This window comes from Moorella humiferrea (assembly GCF_039233145.1).
Classification (GTDB): domain Bacteria; phylum Bacillota; class DSM-521; order Neomoorellales; family Neomoorellaceae; genus Neomoorella; species Neomoorella humiferrea.
Genome location: NZ_CP136419.1, coordinates 1,757,446 through 1,770,480 on the forward strand (window position 1 = coordinate 1,757,446; position 13,035 = coordinate 1,770,480).

Consider the following 13,035-nt stretch of genomic DNA (forward strand, 5'->3'; position numbering starts at 1 on the left):
TTTGTCCTAGGCATCAAGACCTGGTATTAACCGTCCGGATGCTCAAGTTTACCTTCAGCCAGCCGGCGCAACCTTTCCACTGCCTTTTGCTTCCCAACTACCAGGAGCAAATCTCCAGGGCTTAGTCGCAGTTCCGTCCCTGGCGAAGCGTACCAGCGGCCCCGGCGCCTAACAGCGGTAACGATAACTCCCGTAACTGTCCGTAACTGGGCCTCTTGCACACTTTTTCCCACCAGGGGCGAATCCGGGGCAACCAGGACCTCTTCAGCATTCTGCATGTTTTTCAACAGGCTTGTTTTAAAGTGGACAATTTCTTTAACCAGTTTATCGATCTCCGCGTTAAGTTTATTGCGCTGCCGGATTAGGTTATCCAAACGGCGCTCCAAAACCTCAAGGGAATTATGTTCATGAAAGTCTTCGATGAACTCTTTGGCGGCCTGGCGGGAAAGGATAATCACCCCGCTCCCCGGAACTACATCGACCACCTGCCGCGCTTGAAGGAGGGCTAGGGCCTTTCTTACAGTTTCCGGCGAAACACCGTACTGCCCGGCTAAAATGGTTCTTCCCGAAACTTTTTCCCCTTCGTTGTAAGTTCCCCGTATTATCTCGCCGGCAATCATAAGCGCAATTTGTTCGTAACGGGACAGTTCTTCACCCTGTACACCGCACATTTTTATTCTCTCCTTACTGCCAACTTTATTTTATTATATAGGTTGTCACCTGTCAACCTATGCCACAAACCCATTATAAAATAAGCCTGCCCATTTGGCGGGCAGGCCTGCTTTCCTACAACCTGTTGTCACAGTTCACCTCAATGGGAAGGGGCTTTTCGTGGCTTGGCTTTTGTCGCTGCCTTGGAGGTCGCCGCCTGGCGGTGGCGCTCCCGGCTGAGGTTGCGCAAATCTATCCATAAGGGGCTGGCGGTAAATATGGATGAATAGGCTCCGCTTATGGTGCCGATGAGCATGGCCAGGGCAAAGGTCCTGGTTGTTTCGCCGCCCAAAATCATTAAAGCCAGAAGGGCGATGATTACTGTCAGGACGGTATTTATCGATCTGGTCAAGCTCTGGTTGATGCTGCGATTCACCAGTTCTTCAATGGTTTCCTTCCGGCGCAGGCGCAGGTTTTCCCGGATGCGGTCGAAAATAACAATGGTATCGTTTATGGAATAACCGATGATCGTGAGTATGGCCGCCACAAAGGTGCTGTCTACTTCCCAGCGAAAGACGGCAAAAAGTCCCACAGTTACCAGCACGTCATGAATGAGAGCCAGTATGGCCGCCAGCCCGGACAAAAATTCAAAGCGAATGGTAATGTAGATAACCATCAACACCCAGGCAATGGCCATGGCCTCGATTCCTTTGATGGTCAGCTCCCGTCCGATGGTAGCGCCGACCTTTTCGTTACGTTTTAAATCCAATTGCCCTATTTTATCGCGCAGGGCGCCAATAAGGCGGTCCGTCTGTTCTTCATTGAGTTCCGGAGTCCGGATTAAAAACTCGTTATTCCCCGTGGCCTGAATAGAGCTGGTACCTAAATCGAGGCTGTCCAGCACCTCGCGTACTTGACCGGCGCTGACCGGCTGCTGGAATTGGACATCAATAATATTACCACCGGTAAAATCAATGCCAAAATTGAGGACCGGACGGTGCAAGGCCATGGCAATTAGACCGGGAATAATTATTAGCAGCGAAAGGGCGTACCACCACTTGCGCCTGCCGACAAAATCAAAATTGAAACTCATTAAATCTCACCCCTCGCTGCTACTGGAATCTGGTTTTCTTTAACGCCAAAAAGCCATAACCTTTGGAAGGCCGGAACGCCGATTACAAGGTGCAGCAGGAAACGCGTCAAGGTGATAGCCGTAAACATACTGGCGGCAATACCCAGGGAAAGGGTAATGGCGAACCCGCGCACGGTGCCGCTCCCCAGAAAATAAAGAACTATTGCCGCCAAAACCGTGGTAGCATTTGAATCGAATATAGTGGTAAAGGCCCGCTTAAAACCGGCATCGACTGCCGCTCGCAGGGTTTTGCCGTTGCGGAGTTCCTCTTTAAGGCGCTCGTAAATAATTACATTGGCATCGACGGCCATACCCACCGACAGCAAGAGACCGGCTATACCCGGCAATGTCAGGGTTGCCTTTAATGCCCAAAGGACTCCTAAAACGATCAAACCGTAAATAATCAAGGAAAAATCGGCCACCAATCCCGGTAGACGATAAACAACAAGCATAAAGAGGGCGATCAATACTAAGCCGGTAATTATAGCCGTTTTGCTCTTGGCTAGGGAATCGGCCCCCAGGGTCGGTCCTACAGTACGGCGTTCGATTATTTGCACCGGCACCGGCAGGGCGCCGCCGCGCAAAAGGGCCGCCAAGTTAGCCGCTTCCTGGAAGGAAGCGAAGCCGCCCCTGATCACCGCCTCACCGCTGGGGATGGCCTCATCAACGTGGGGATTGGTCAAAAGCTGGTTATCCAGATAAATGGCTATGTGCCGCTTGGGATCTCCTCTGCCGTAGCTGTTAACTAATTTCTGGGTTGCTTCGGCAAATTTTTGAGTGCCTTCGGCGTTAAATTTCAGGGAAATTTCCGGCTCCCTGGTCTGCTGATCGATAACCGCCTTGGCGTCCTTCAAATCTTTACCGGTAACCACTACCTGGCCGTCGCTGGTCTTAAATTCCAGCATGGCCGTTTTGCCAATCATTTTAATGGCTTCTTCCGGGTTGCTGACCCCGGCCAGCTGGATAATCAGGCGATCGCTACCCTCCCGCTGGATTACCGGTTCAGCTATACCCAGCTGGTCGACCCGATCGCGCATAACCCTTTCCAGGGCGGCCATGTCTTCGCCCGTTACCGCATGTTCCGGCGTGCTCTGGGCCTGGAGGAGGACATAAACTCCGCCCTGGAGGTCCAGTCCCAGTTTCATGGCCCCCAACAGGGGTTTAAAGGCTCCGACTCCCAATGCCAGAATGGCAATGAATACGACGGCGACCTTAAGAAGGCCGCCTCCTCTTTTTCCCCCTGCCAAAACTCTCCTGCCTCCTTGAAAAAATCCGATTATGTGACAACCTATTATAACTCTAGTAAAAGTTATCCGTCAATGTTTTTTGCCTACAGCAGGCGCGCCCCGTTGGCAATGAGGCCAAAGTGGCAGTCCAGGAAAGCGGCGGCCCGCCGACACATCATCATGCGCGTCATAAAGATCTCAAAATACTCCATGGGTGTGCTCACGGAAAGGTCGATGTTTAGCTCCAGGGTAATGGAGCGCCGAGCTGCCTCCACCCGCAGAAAGGAATGCTTGACGGCATAATTTACCCGGTCGTGAATGTCGAAGGTGCTGATGTCTTTGTTGCGTACCCGGGAACGATGGACGTCCGATTTGTCCGCCAGGATGAGGGCCGCCCCGACAGCATTGACGGCCTGGCCGTATTCTTCTTCATGGTTGCCGATAGCCCCCATGATTACGGCGACCTCATGTACGGGCATGCCCATGCGGGTCAAAATACGGTAAGCCAGCAGGGCTCCCGTCTGGCCGTGATCCTGCCGGCTTACGACGTTTCCAATGTCATGCAGATAACCGGCGATGGCCGCCAGTTCGGCCGTCCGCCGGTCGAATCCCAGGTGTTCTATCACGTTATAGCTTATGCTGGCCACCAGATTCAGATGGCGGTGACTGTGTTCGGTAAATCCCATGGCACCGAGGTGCTCATTACCTTGAACGATCAGCGTATCTACTTCCGGATCTCTTTTTACCTCTTCCAGGGTAACCCTGTCCAATACCTACTATTCCTCCTGTCCAGGAACATAAGCGACACCGGCCTTGTCCACTTCCACCTCGACCTTGTCGGCAATGCGGACCATGATAGTTCTATCTTTAATTTTCGTAATCCGCCCGTGGAGGCCGCCGGCCAGAACCACCCGGTCGTCGACCTTTAAGCTGTTCAACATTTCCTGACGCCGCTTTTGTTGTTTCTGCTGCGGCCGAATCATTAAAAAATACAAAATGGCAAAGAAAACCAGCATGTAAAATATGGTTCCCGCCCACTGCTGCATGAAACGACATCCATCCTTTCTTAATCTTTAACTATTTTGGCCTTGCTAAACATTCGACGTCCACCCGGTAAAAACCTGCCCTGCTCTAAATTTTTCCCGAATTATATTTGGCATAAAACTCGGCGGCCATGGCTTCTAGATCGTTGGCCTCTATGGCCCGCCGAATGCGCTCCATTAACTTCAAAAGGAAATACAAATTATGGATGGTGGTGAGCCTCAACCCCAGGATTTCACCGGCTTTAAGGAGATGGCGAATGTAAGCCCGGGTGTAGTTGCGACAAGTATAGCACGCACACTCAGGATCCAGGGGGCGAAAATCCCTGGCATAGGCGGCGTTGCGCACCACCAGCTTGCCGTAGGTGGTCATCACCGTCCCATTGCGGGCGATTCTTGTGGGAAGAACGCAGTCAAACATATCCACTCCCCTTTTTACCCCTTCAATGAGACAGTCCGGCGAACCGACGCCCATGAGGTAGCGAGGTTTGTTTTCCGGAAGATATTCCTGGAGCTCGTCGAGGACGCTGTACATCAATTCTTTCGGTTCCCCGACGCTTAACCCCCCTATACCGTACCCCGGAAAATCAAGGGCGGTAATCTCCCGCGCGCTGCGGCGGCGTAAATCGGGAAAAACCCCGCCCTGGATAATGCCAAAAACCGCCTGGTCCTCCCTTTGATGCACCTCCAGGCAGATTTCCGCCCAGCGGCTGGTACGTTTCACCCCTGCTTCCACTTCTTCGCGACCGGCCGGATAGGCCACGCATTCATCAAAGGCCATGGCAATGTCGGAGCCCAGGGCTTCCTGTACAGCCATTGATTCTTTGGGCCCCATAAAATGGGTAGATCCGTCCAGATGGGAACGGAAGGTGACGCCATCATCGCTTATTTCCCTTAAACCGGCCAAGCTAAAGACCTGAAAACCGCCGCTGTCGGTAAGAATCGGCCTTTCCCAGTGCATGAATTTATGCAGTCCGCCGGCTTCCCGGACGACGTCGGCCCCGGGACGGAGGTACAGGTGATAGGTATTGGCCAGGATTATCTCCGCCCCAACTTCGGCTACTTCTTCGGGCGTCATGGTCTTGACGGTGGCCTGGGTGCCTACGGGCATAAAAACCGGTGTTTTAACGGTACCGTGGGGCGTTTGCAGAAGCCCCAGACGGGCACCGGTATTGCGGTCTTTTTTTTGCAGGGTAAAGGTAACCGGAGGCAAGTGTACTTCCCCCTAACGCTATAAAATCAACATGGCGTCTCCAAAGCTGAAAAAACGGTACCCCGCCGCTACGGCCTCTTTGTATGCGGCCAGGATTTTTTCCCGACCGGCAAAGGCGCTGACGAGCATGATGAGGGTCGATTTGGGCAGGTGGAAATTGGTAATCAAACAGTCGACGGCCTTAAAGGTATAACCGGGATAAATAAAGATGTCCGTCCACCCCTTTCCCGGACGGATTACACCTTCCGAGGTGGCCACCGTCTCCAGGGTGCGGACCACCGTCGTCCCTACGGCCACCACCCTTCCACCCCGGCACCGGGCCTCGTTAATGGCCGCCGCCGTCTCCGGAGTCACTTCATAATACTCGGCATGCATTCGGTGTTCTTCAATGTTTTCGACCTTGACGGGACGGAAGGTTCCCAAACCGACGTGGAGGAGGAGATATGCCAGCTTTATGCCCTTTTCCTGAAGTCTCTCCATTAGGCGCGGAGTAAAATGCAGCCCGGCCGTCGGCGCCGCGGCCGAGCCGTCTACCCGGGCATATACCGTCTGGTACCGACCGGGGTTTTCGGGTTTTTCTTTAATATATGGGGGCAGGGGCATTTCCCCGAGGCGCTCCAGCAGTGCTTCAAAGGGCCCTTCCTCATAGGCAAACTCCAAAAGCCGCTCTCCTTCCTTGCCTACGGATATAACTCGCCCCTTCAATTCCCCTCTACCAAAGATTATCTCCGTACCCACCGGTACCCGCCGCGCCGGACGGACCAGGGTCTCCCAGATATCCCCTGTACGCCTTGTAAGCAAAAGGACTTCGATCCTGGCCCCGGTACCGGCCCGGCGGCCCCACAGGCGGGCCGGCAGCACCCGGGTTTCGTTTAAAACAAGGACATCCCCATCACATAGATAATCTGGTAAATCATAGAAATGACGATGTTCTAGCATGTCTTTTTCCCGGTGCAGGACGAGGAGCCGCGAGGCATCCCGCGGCTCCACCGGTGTTTGGGCTATTAATTCCGCTGGTAGATAATAATCAAAGTCTTCCAGGCGCAAAATCTCTCACCTGCTATCAACATGGGATCGTGATTGTTTGTTATCCCTTGGCGGATTAATTGGGGTCGCCTTCTTGGGTTCTGGCCCTGCGTCACGCTTAACTGTATCATCTTTAAGCCGTTCCGGCGCAGTTTCTTTCGCCACACCGTCGTTCTCCTGTAGCCGTCCCCGGGAGGCATTTTCACCAGTTTCACGGCTTTTGTCCTTTAAGTTGCCGTCCCGCCCCACCTTGCCGGAAGCATTATCTTTCCCACTCGCGGCCGTGTCGGGACTATTTTCATTTGCCTCTTTTTTACCCAGGGCCTTTTTTAAAGCCGCATCCAGCTGCCGCTCCTTTTGTAAAAGTTCTCGATCCTGGTGCAGCCTGTGCAGGAGTTCTTCCCAATTGTCGCCAAACCGCCCCAGTACACCGGCGATACTTTCTTGTTTTAAATCGTCTGCCGTAACCGGCAGACCGGCTTCCAGGGCTTCCAGGAGAATGCCGTATTTACCGGGTGATAGGCCGTAAGCTTCCGCACGACTGCGGATTTCCGGGTCAACGACCGCCGTTTCCACTACAGCCTCTACCCCGGCCTGGCGGAGGATATTTCGGGCACGCTCGGACACCTTCTGGCCCAGGGCGTCACCGGCCTCCCTTTCTTCCTCCGCCCTGCCTTCGGCAGGACTTACCGTTACCACCATTGTTCCCTTACGGTCGGGAAGGTAATACCCTTGCCGGATCGCCTCGGTGGTCAAAATGGCGACGGCCTCGGCGATTTTCTCATTTTTTAAGGCTACAGCCCCGAGGAGCTTTTCGCCGTCTTCGTTGAAACCGCGGGCACTCAGCACGCGTTCTTCCCCGTCAACAGCCAGCTCGATGCTGGGGTTGATGTCAATGCCGACATAATAGGCAGGAACGACGGGAACGGAAGGAACTATGGCCCGACGGGCCAGGGGGAGGGCTAGGACAAGCAGTAATATGACCGCCGCCGCTGCCATCAATACCTGCCGTCTGGAAGCCTTTTTTGCCGGCGGCAGCATGACTTCTTCCCCAACTTCCGGTACAGGTCCGGCCAAAGGGATAGAGCGCCATTCCCCTTCCGGCGTCAACACGATCACTTCACGTCCCTGCTTGGCCACCACCAGCCCTCGTACCGGGTTACCCATTCCGACCACTTCCTTTACTGTGACCTATGTAATCCGCCAGGTATTCATAATCACCCATTAACATAACCGCCGCGGCTATGATGTATTTGCGGTGGCGTTCCAGGGTTTTACGACTTGTGTCCAAGGATTGTTCCAGTGCCTTTAAAGGTAGGGCTTTATGTTCCTTAAGGTAACGGCGGAATAGGGGATTGTCCGCCACCACCCGGGCGGCCGCCAGGGCACGGTCGCGGGCGTCCCGATGCTGGGGGGTGGCCTTTACCAGATCTTTAAAGGTAATACCGAAGCTGGCCAGCTCTTCCCGATAGCGTTCAATCTCCCGGCGTCTGTCGGCCAGCTCGTTGACCAGATTTATTTCTTCTTCGACCTGGGAATCGAGGGCGGCCGCCGTTTCATTATCAAGGGCGTGCAGGGATAAAACCTGGCGGTGACGCCCTTCGCGGCGAAAATAATCTATTAAACGACGGCGAATAATGGTTTCGGCAAGGGTTAGAAAGTTGGCACCTCCGCCCGGCCGGAAACTATCTATAGCTTCGTTAAAGGCCATCAGGCCGACGCTGGCTTCATCGTCTTCCCCCAGGCGGATAAAATGACCGGTCACCCGGGATACTACGGCCAGGATAAAGGGGGTAAAGCGGCGTATTAACTCTTCCCTGGCACCCGTATCCCCCTCCCTCGCCCTTAGCAGCAACTGGCTGGGATCTGCTTCTGACGGCACGTGTAGCCTCACCTCTCATAATTTTCGCAGGTCATAACTGTTTTTTGCCCATTCATCTAGCGCCGGAAAATTAAATTTAAAACTATCGTCAGGATGAGGCTTAAAAGAAGGGAACTCACCAATGGAAAATAGAAGGTAAAATTGCCTTTTTGAATATAAATGTCCCCGGGAAGGCGACCTATTGAAAAGAGCTTGCCCATTAACAAAACTACGAGGCCCATCAAAGCGAGAAACAAACCCATACCGAGCAAAAGTTTGCCAAAAAAACTCCAATCACCCATGACGTTCCCTCCAATTAAAACAGGCTGTCCAGCCGCTTTATACCCAAATGGTCATAAGCCCTGGCGGTGGCAATGCGGCCCCTGGGGGTTCGCTGGATAAAGCCATGCTGCAGTAAAAAGGGTTCATAAACGTCTTCGATGGTATCTGGTTCTTCGCTGACGGCCGCCGCCAGGGTGTCAAGGCCTACGGGGCCGCCGCCAAATTTTTGGATAAGGGTTAACAGCAGGCGACGGTCGGAATTGTCCAGACCAAGGGCGTCGACCTGCAAGAACTCGAGGGCTTTCATCGCCACTTCCCGGGTGATGATCCCCCCGGCGCGAACTTCTGCGTAATCCCTCACCCTTTTCAGCAGCCTGTTGGCCACCCGCGGGGTCCCTCGGGACCGGCAGGCAATTTCCCGGGCGCCTTCAGGCTCAATCTTTACCTGCAGTATGGCCGCCGCCCGGAGAATAATTTGCTCCAGCTCCTCTATGCGATAAAATTCCAAACGGGAATTAATGCCAAAACGGTCCCGCAGGGGCGAAGATAGTAAGCCCGCCCTAGTGGTGGCCCCGACTAAAGTGAAGGGAGGCAGATCCAGACGAATGGAGCGGGCGGCAGGGCCCTTGCCGAGGATAATGTCCAGGGCAAAATCCTCCATGGCCGGGTATAGAATCTCTTCCACCTGACGGGGCAGGCGGTGAATTTCGTCAATGAATAAAACGTCCCGCGGTTCCAGATTGGTAAGGATGGCCGCCAGATCACCGGCGCGTTCCAAAGCCGGCCCTGAAGTAACCCTAAGGTTGGCTCCCATTTCATTGGCAATTATACCGGCTAGGGTAGTTTTTCCCAGACCAGGCGGACCGTAAAGCAAAACGTGATCCAGGGCTTCTCCCCGTTCCCGGGCCGCCTGGATGAATATGGCGAGGGTTTCTTTAACATGCTGCTGGCCGATATATTCTGCTAAAAAACGCGGCCTTAAACTCACATCCAATTCTTCGTCTTCCCGATGCAGGTTACCGGCCAGCAGGCGCTCCACCGTCAAGCCGCTCCACCTCCCCTACCCATGATCTTCAAAACGGCCTGGACAACGGCCGCCGTGTCGGCCCCGGGCCCAAGCTCCGCCTCCACCCGGGCCAAAACCCGGGCTATCTCCTCGCGACCGTACCCCAGGGCCAGAAGGGCAGCCAGGGCTTCATCATTATTGGCCCTTTCCGATACTGTGGCGGCAAAACCTGCCTTCAAGAGGGCATCCTTTAGTTCCAGAAGAAGGCGTTTGGCCTTTTTTGTCCCTATGCCGGGGAGGGCGGTCAAAAACGCGGTGTCTTCAGCAACAATGGCCTGGGCCAGCCTATCTGGATCGGCCGCCGCCAGGATCTGCATCGCTCCCCGGGGTCCTATGCCCGCCACTCCCAGAAGGAGGGTAAAGAGCTTTAGTCCTTTGGGGCTGGTAAAACCGTACAATTCCAGGGCGTCTTCCTTAACCACCAGGTGGGTGTAGACGGCGACCTCCGTTCCCAGCGGCGGCCAATTCTCTGCCGGCGAGGTGCGGACATGCCAGCCGATGCCTCCGGTTTCCAATAGTATACCTTCGGCCGTTACCTGGAGAAGCGGCCCGCGCAGGTACCCGATCATTGGCGCCACACCCCTGTTTTCCGGCGAGGCCAGGAAGCCATGCTGGCATGGCAGATGGCCACGGCCAGGGCGTCGGCAACGTCGTCAGGTTCCGGCCGGTTTTTCAGGCCCAGCAGGGTCTGGACCATCCGCTGCACCTGTTCCTTGGGAGCCCGGCCGTAGCCGGTGACCGCCTGCTTTACTTCCAGGGGTGTATACTCGGCGACGGGAACGGCCCCGTGGGCCGCCGCAAGGATGGCCACTCCCCGGGCCTGACCTACAGCCATGGCCGTACGGCTGTTTTTGTTAAAAAACAGCTCCTCCACGGCCATAATGTCCGGGTGGTGCTCCTTTATTATTTCCCGTAGGCGATCGTATATCATAACCAGGCGCCGACTGGTCTTTAACTCCGCCGGCGTCCTAATACAGCCGTAGGCAAAGGCCTGCAACGTCCCGCCGTTGCCGGCCTCTATCAAACCATAACCCATTATGGCGGTACCAGGGTCAATTCCCAGGATTAGCATCCTTTTACTCCTCCCAGGCAATTATTCGACGTTGAAGATTATAGTTCCTTTTTTATACCGGCAAAACTATTTGTTTTAATAAGCCCCCGGAAAGAGTTATAATAGATGCTGTTAATAGCAAGGTGTGGAAAGCATTACCATGAGGGGAGCAGACAATGGGTGATTTTATAGGCTGGCTGTGTCATTATACGCCGGTAGAAGTTATCACCGCAGCAGGCTACATACCCTTACGGCTATTGGGGAGAAAAGGCAATAATTCACGAAGTGCTACCTATTTTTCCGGCAACCTTTGTCCTTATGTGCAAAGCTGCCTCGAAGCGGCCCTCCGCCATGAGCTGCCTCCCTTAAAAGGCGTAGTAATCGCCCGCTCCTGCAATGCCATGATGCACCTGGCCAACTTATGGCCCCGCTACATTACCAGAGGCCAAACCTTCGTCCTAGATGTGCCCCGCCGTTTTGACGACGACGCCGTACTTTATTTTGCCCAAAATTTGCGTCGTCTGACAAAAGAACTTACAGGAACCACAAATATTGATAAAGAAAACCTGTGGACGGCCATAAACTGGTGGGAGGAACAGCGGGAGGGCTGGCGGGAACTGCTTTCCCGCCGGGCGGAAGAAACGCCTTTATCCGGTACGGAAATAATGGCCAAGCTAACCAGATGGCAGTCCCCCGCCGCTTCCGTTAAGGCAACAAATAGTCAGGCGTTCATTAGCCTGACGGCCGATGGAAAACAGAAAAAAGACGTCGAACGTCCGCGTCTTTTTCTTGCCGGAAGCATCATCCCCCAAGAGCTGGTTGAAATGATCGAAGAACTGGGCGGATTGGTGACATTTGCGGACGGCTGCAACGGCTGGCGGCTTTTACTGGCGCCGGTCACCGGCGACGAAAGGGATCCTTTCCTTTATCTGGCCAAGCTCTACCTGGGAGGTCCGCCCTGCCCGAGGATGGTGCCCGTACGGGGGTGGCGCAGCCGCTACTGGGCCGCGGCGGTAGAGCAGTTCCAGATTCGAGGAGCCATCTATCATGCCATGAAATTTTGCGATGCCGCCGTGTATGACTTTTTAGCGTTAAAAAACTTCTGTGAAAAAAGAGGGTTACCCCTTCTCCGCCTCGACGGCGACTTCAGCGGCGGTAACCGGGGACAGTGGCGGACCAGGATAGAAGCTTTCCTTGAGATGCTGGAGGTGCAGTAATGGACATCTACCAGTTGCTGCGCTCTTACCTTGAGACGGCTTTACGCCAACGAGCCTTAAAATCCCCCTGGACATATAGGGTTTTAAGACAGGCCGTTGCCGCCCGGAGAAAAAGTTTTTCCTGGCAGGCGGCCCACAGCCTCCTCCTTCATACCATCGACCAGGCCGCTGCCGCCTTTTTGCAAAAGGGCCCGGTGATCTGGCATAATGTTTTCTTCCCTACCGAGGTTCTTTATGGCCTGGGAGTAATCCCCTTTGCCCCGGAAGCGGCCGCGGTGGCAGCCACAGGTCTGGGCATAGCCGCCAAGGCCCTGCAGCAGGCCGAAGGCGACTGGGTAAGCGGTGAAACCTGCACTTTTCACCGTTTAGCCTACGGCTGCGATCGCCTGGGTTACTTCCCCCGGCCGTCAGGGGTGGTCTGCAGTTCCCACCTGTGCGATACTGCTCCCCAGTCCCTGGCGGCTGCGGCGGCTTACCACGGTGTACCCTTTTATCTTTTGGATGTGCCTCACCAACAGGACGCCGCCGCCTTGAGCTACGTTGCCCGCCAGCTCAAGACCATTACTTTTTCCATGGTAGAATCCCTAAACCTGACGTGGGATGAAGGGCGCCTCCAGCAAGCCCTCGTCAATTCCAACGCCGCCCGGGAACGCCTGATGGCCATAAACAACCTGCGGCAAAAGCGCCCGGCCTGCATTCGGGGGGAAGAAGCCCACAGCTTTATTTACCTGATGCTTGCCGGTTTTGGAGCGGCCGCTACCGTTGCCGTATACGAAGAGCTGCTGAATCAGCTGGAACGAAGTTACCGGAAGAATGAACCTGCCGTGCCGGAAGAAAAGGCCCGGGTGGTATGGCTGCACCTTAAGCCTTATTATCCCAATGAGATTTTTCAGATATTGGAGCAAGAGGCCGGAATAATTATCGTCTGTGAAGAAATGAACCATGTCTACTGGGAACCCCTGGAGCCGGAGAGGCCCTTTTACAGCCTGGCGCGTAAAGTTTTAAGCCATCACGGTTTGGGGCCCATAAGCCGGAGGATAGAAGCCGTCCTGGCCATGACGGAATCCTATAAAGCCGACGGGGTAATCCATTTCGCCCACTGGGGATGCCGCCAGAGCGCGGGCGCCATACGCCTGCTGCAGGAGGCTTTACGGGAGAAGGGCATATCCTTCCTCAACCTGGAAGGAGACTGCATTGATCAAAGCAAATACGCTCCCGGCGCCGTGCGGACGCGCCTGGAGGGTTTTATAGAAATGTTATTAACCTAGAG

15 protein-coding genes are annotated in these 13,035 nt (G+C 54.7%); 2 read left to right on the plus strand and 13 right to left on the minus strand.

What is annotated here, in order from left to right; all coding sequences use genetic code 11:
* Positions 1–26 precede the first annotated feature (26 nt).
* The 13 genes from MHFGQ_RS09185 to ruvC form a co-directional block, all read right to left on the minus strand.
* Complete coding sequence (locus MHFGQ_RS09185; protein ID WP_106004246.1) at positions 27–671, minus strand: TrkA C-terminal domain-containing protein; 645 nt, start codon at positions 669–671, stop codon at positions 27–29.
* Positions 672–811: 140 nt separating this feature from the next.
* A complete protein-coding gene (gene secF / locus MHFGQ_RS09190) occupies positions 812–1,744 on the minus strand; it encodes a protein translocase subunit SecF (protein ID WP_106004245.1) in 933 nt (310 codons plus the stop codon).
* The gene (secD, locus tag MHFGQ_RS09195; RefSeq protein WP_245907733.1) at positions 1,744–3,030 is read right to left on the minus strand and encodes a protein translocase subunit SecD; all 1,287 of its coding nucleotides are present in this window, start codon (positions 3,028–3,030) and stop codon (positions 1,744–1,746) included. Before secD ends, secF begins: the two co-directional genes overlap by 1 nt.
* 83 nt (positions 3,031–3,113) lie before the next feature.
* On the minus strand, positions 3,114–3,779 hold the full coding sequence (locus tag MHFGQ_RS09200) for an HD domain-containing protein (RefSeq protein WP_106004244.1): 666 nt from the start codon (positions 3,777–3,779) through the stop codon (positions 3,114–3,116).
* A gap of 6 nt (positions 3,780–3,785) precedes the next feature.
* Positions 3,786–4,055, minus strand: coding sequence for a preprotein translocase subunit YajC (yajC, locus tag MHFGQ_RS09205; RefSeq protein ID WP_106004243.1), 270 nt, complete (start codon positions 4,053–4,055; stop codon positions 3,786–3,788).
* Between the two features lie 85 nt (positions 4,056–4,140).
* Complete coding sequence (gene tgt / locus MHFGQ_RS09210) at positions 4,141–5,262, minus strand: tRNA guanosine(34) transglycosylase Tgt (protein WP_106004242.1); 1,122 nt, start codon at positions 5,260–5,262, stop codon at positions 4,141–4,143.
* 18 nt (positions 5,263–5,280) lie between these two features.
* Entirely contained in the window at positions 5,281–6,309 is a 1,029-nt protein-coding gene (gene queA, locus MHFGQ_RS09215; protein WP_106004241.1) for a tRNA preQ1(34) S-adenosylmethionine ribosyltransferase-isomerase QueA, read from the minus strand.
* A gap of 6 nt (positions 6,310–6,315) precedes the next feature.
* On the minus strand, positions 6,316–7,455 hold the full coding sequence (locus MHFGQ_RS09220; protein ID WP_106004240.1) for an anti-sigma factor domain-containing protein: 1,140 nt from the start codon (positions 7,453–7,455) through the stop codon (positions 6,316–6,318).
* On the minus strand, positions 7,448–8,170 hold the full coding sequence (gene sigI, locus MHFGQ_RS09225) for an RNA polymerase sigma factor SigI (RefSeq protein WP_106004239.1): 723 nt from the start codon (positions 8,168–8,170) through the stop codon (positions 7,448–7,450). Before sigI ends, MHFGQ_RS09220 begins: the two co-directional genes overlap by 8 nt.
* Positions 8,171–8,226: 56 nt before the next feature.
* Positions 8,227–8,451, minus strand: a complete 225-nt coding sequence (locus tag MHFGQ_RS09230; protein WP_106004238.1) for a DUF2905 domain-containing protein — start codon at positions 8,449–8,451, stop codon at positions 8,227–8,229.
* Positions 8,452–8,465: 14 nt separating this feature from the next.
* Entirely contained in the window at positions 8,466–9,476 is a 1,011-nt protein-coding gene (ruvB, locus tag MHFGQ_RS09235) for a Holliday junction branch migration DNA helicase RuvB (protein WP_106004237.1), read from the minus strand.
* On the minus strand, positions 9,473–10,066 hold the full coding sequence (ruvA, locus tag MHFGQ_RS09240; protein ID WP_106004236.1) for a Holliday junction branch migration protein RuvA: 594 nt from the start codon (positions 10,064–10,066) through the stop codon (positions 9,473–9,475). Before ruvA ends, ruvB begins: the two co-directional genes overlap by 4 nt.
* Positions 10,063–10,569, minus strand: a complete 507-nt coding sequence (ruvC, locus tag MHFGQ_RS09245; protein ID WP_106004235.1) for a crossover junction endodeoxyribonuclease RuvC — start codon at positions 10,567–10,569, stop codon at positions 10,063–10,065. Before ruvC ends, ruvA begins: the two co-directional genes overlap by 4 nt.
* A 155-nt stretch (positions 10,570–10,724) precedes the next feature.
* On the opposite strand from ruvC, the gene MHFGQ_RS09250 reads away from it, so the two are divergent.
* Positions 10,725–11,765 carry a 2-hydroxyacyl-CoA dehydratase subunit D gene (locus MHFGQ_RS09250; RefSeq protein ID WP_106004234.1) on the plus strand — a complete coding sequence of 347 codons (1,041 nt, stop codon included), beginning with the start codon at positions 10,725–10,727 and terminating at the stop codon, positions 11,763–11,765.
* Positions 11,765–13,033 (plus strand): 2-hydroxyacyl-CoA dehydratase subunit D, encoded by a 1,269-nt coding sequence (locus MHFGQ_RS09255; protein ID WP_106004233.1) that lies wholly within the window; start codon positions 11,765–11,767, stop codon positions 13,031–13,033. The genes MHFGQ_RS09250 and MHFGQ_RS09255 overlap by 1 nt, the downstream gene beginning before the upstream one ends.
* Positions 13,034–13,035 lie beyond the last annotated feature (2 nt).

What these genes read in the sequence shown, in the direction of transcription:
- ruvC (WP_106004235.1), bottom strand. Translation starts at nt 10,569, where the DNA reads ATGCTAATCCTGGGAATTGACCCTGGTACCGCCATAATGGGTTATGGT.
- MHFGQ_RS09230 (WP_106004238.1), bottom strand. Translation starts at nt 8,451, where the DNA reads ATGGGTGATTGGAGTTTTTTTGGCAAACTTTTGCTCGGTATGGGTTTG.
- MHFGQ_RS09255 (WP_106004233.1), top strand. Translation starts at nt 11,765, where the DNA reads ATGGACATCTACCAGTTGCTGCGCTCTTACCTTGAGACGGCTTTACGC.
- yajC (WP_106004243.1), bottom strand. Translation starts at nt 4,055, where the DNA reads ATGCAGCAGTGGGCGGGAACCATATTTTACATGCTGGTTTTCTTTGCC.
- ruvA (WP_106004236.1), bottom strand. Translation starts at nt 10,066, where the DNA reads ATGATCGGGTACCTGCGCGGGCCGCTTCTCCAGGTAACGGCCGAAGGT.
- secF (WP_106004245.1), bottom strand. Translation starts at nt 1,744, where the DNA reads ATGAGTTTCAATTTTGATTTTGTCGGCAGGCGCAAGTGGTGGTACGCC.
- MHFGQ_RS09250 (WP_106004234.1), top strand. Translation starts at nt 10,725, where the DNA reads ATGGGTGATTTTATAGGCTGGCTGTGTCATTATACGCCGGTAGAAGTT.
- MHFGQ_RS09185 (WP_106004246.1), bottom strand. Translation starts at nt 671, where the DNA reads ATGTGCGGTGTACAGGGTGAAGAACTGTCCCGTTACGAACAAATTGCG.
- MHFGQ_RS09220 (WP_106004240.1), bottom strand. Translation starts at nt 7,455, where the DNA reads ATGGGTAACCCGGTACGAGGGCTGGTGGTGGCCAAGCAGGGACGTGAA.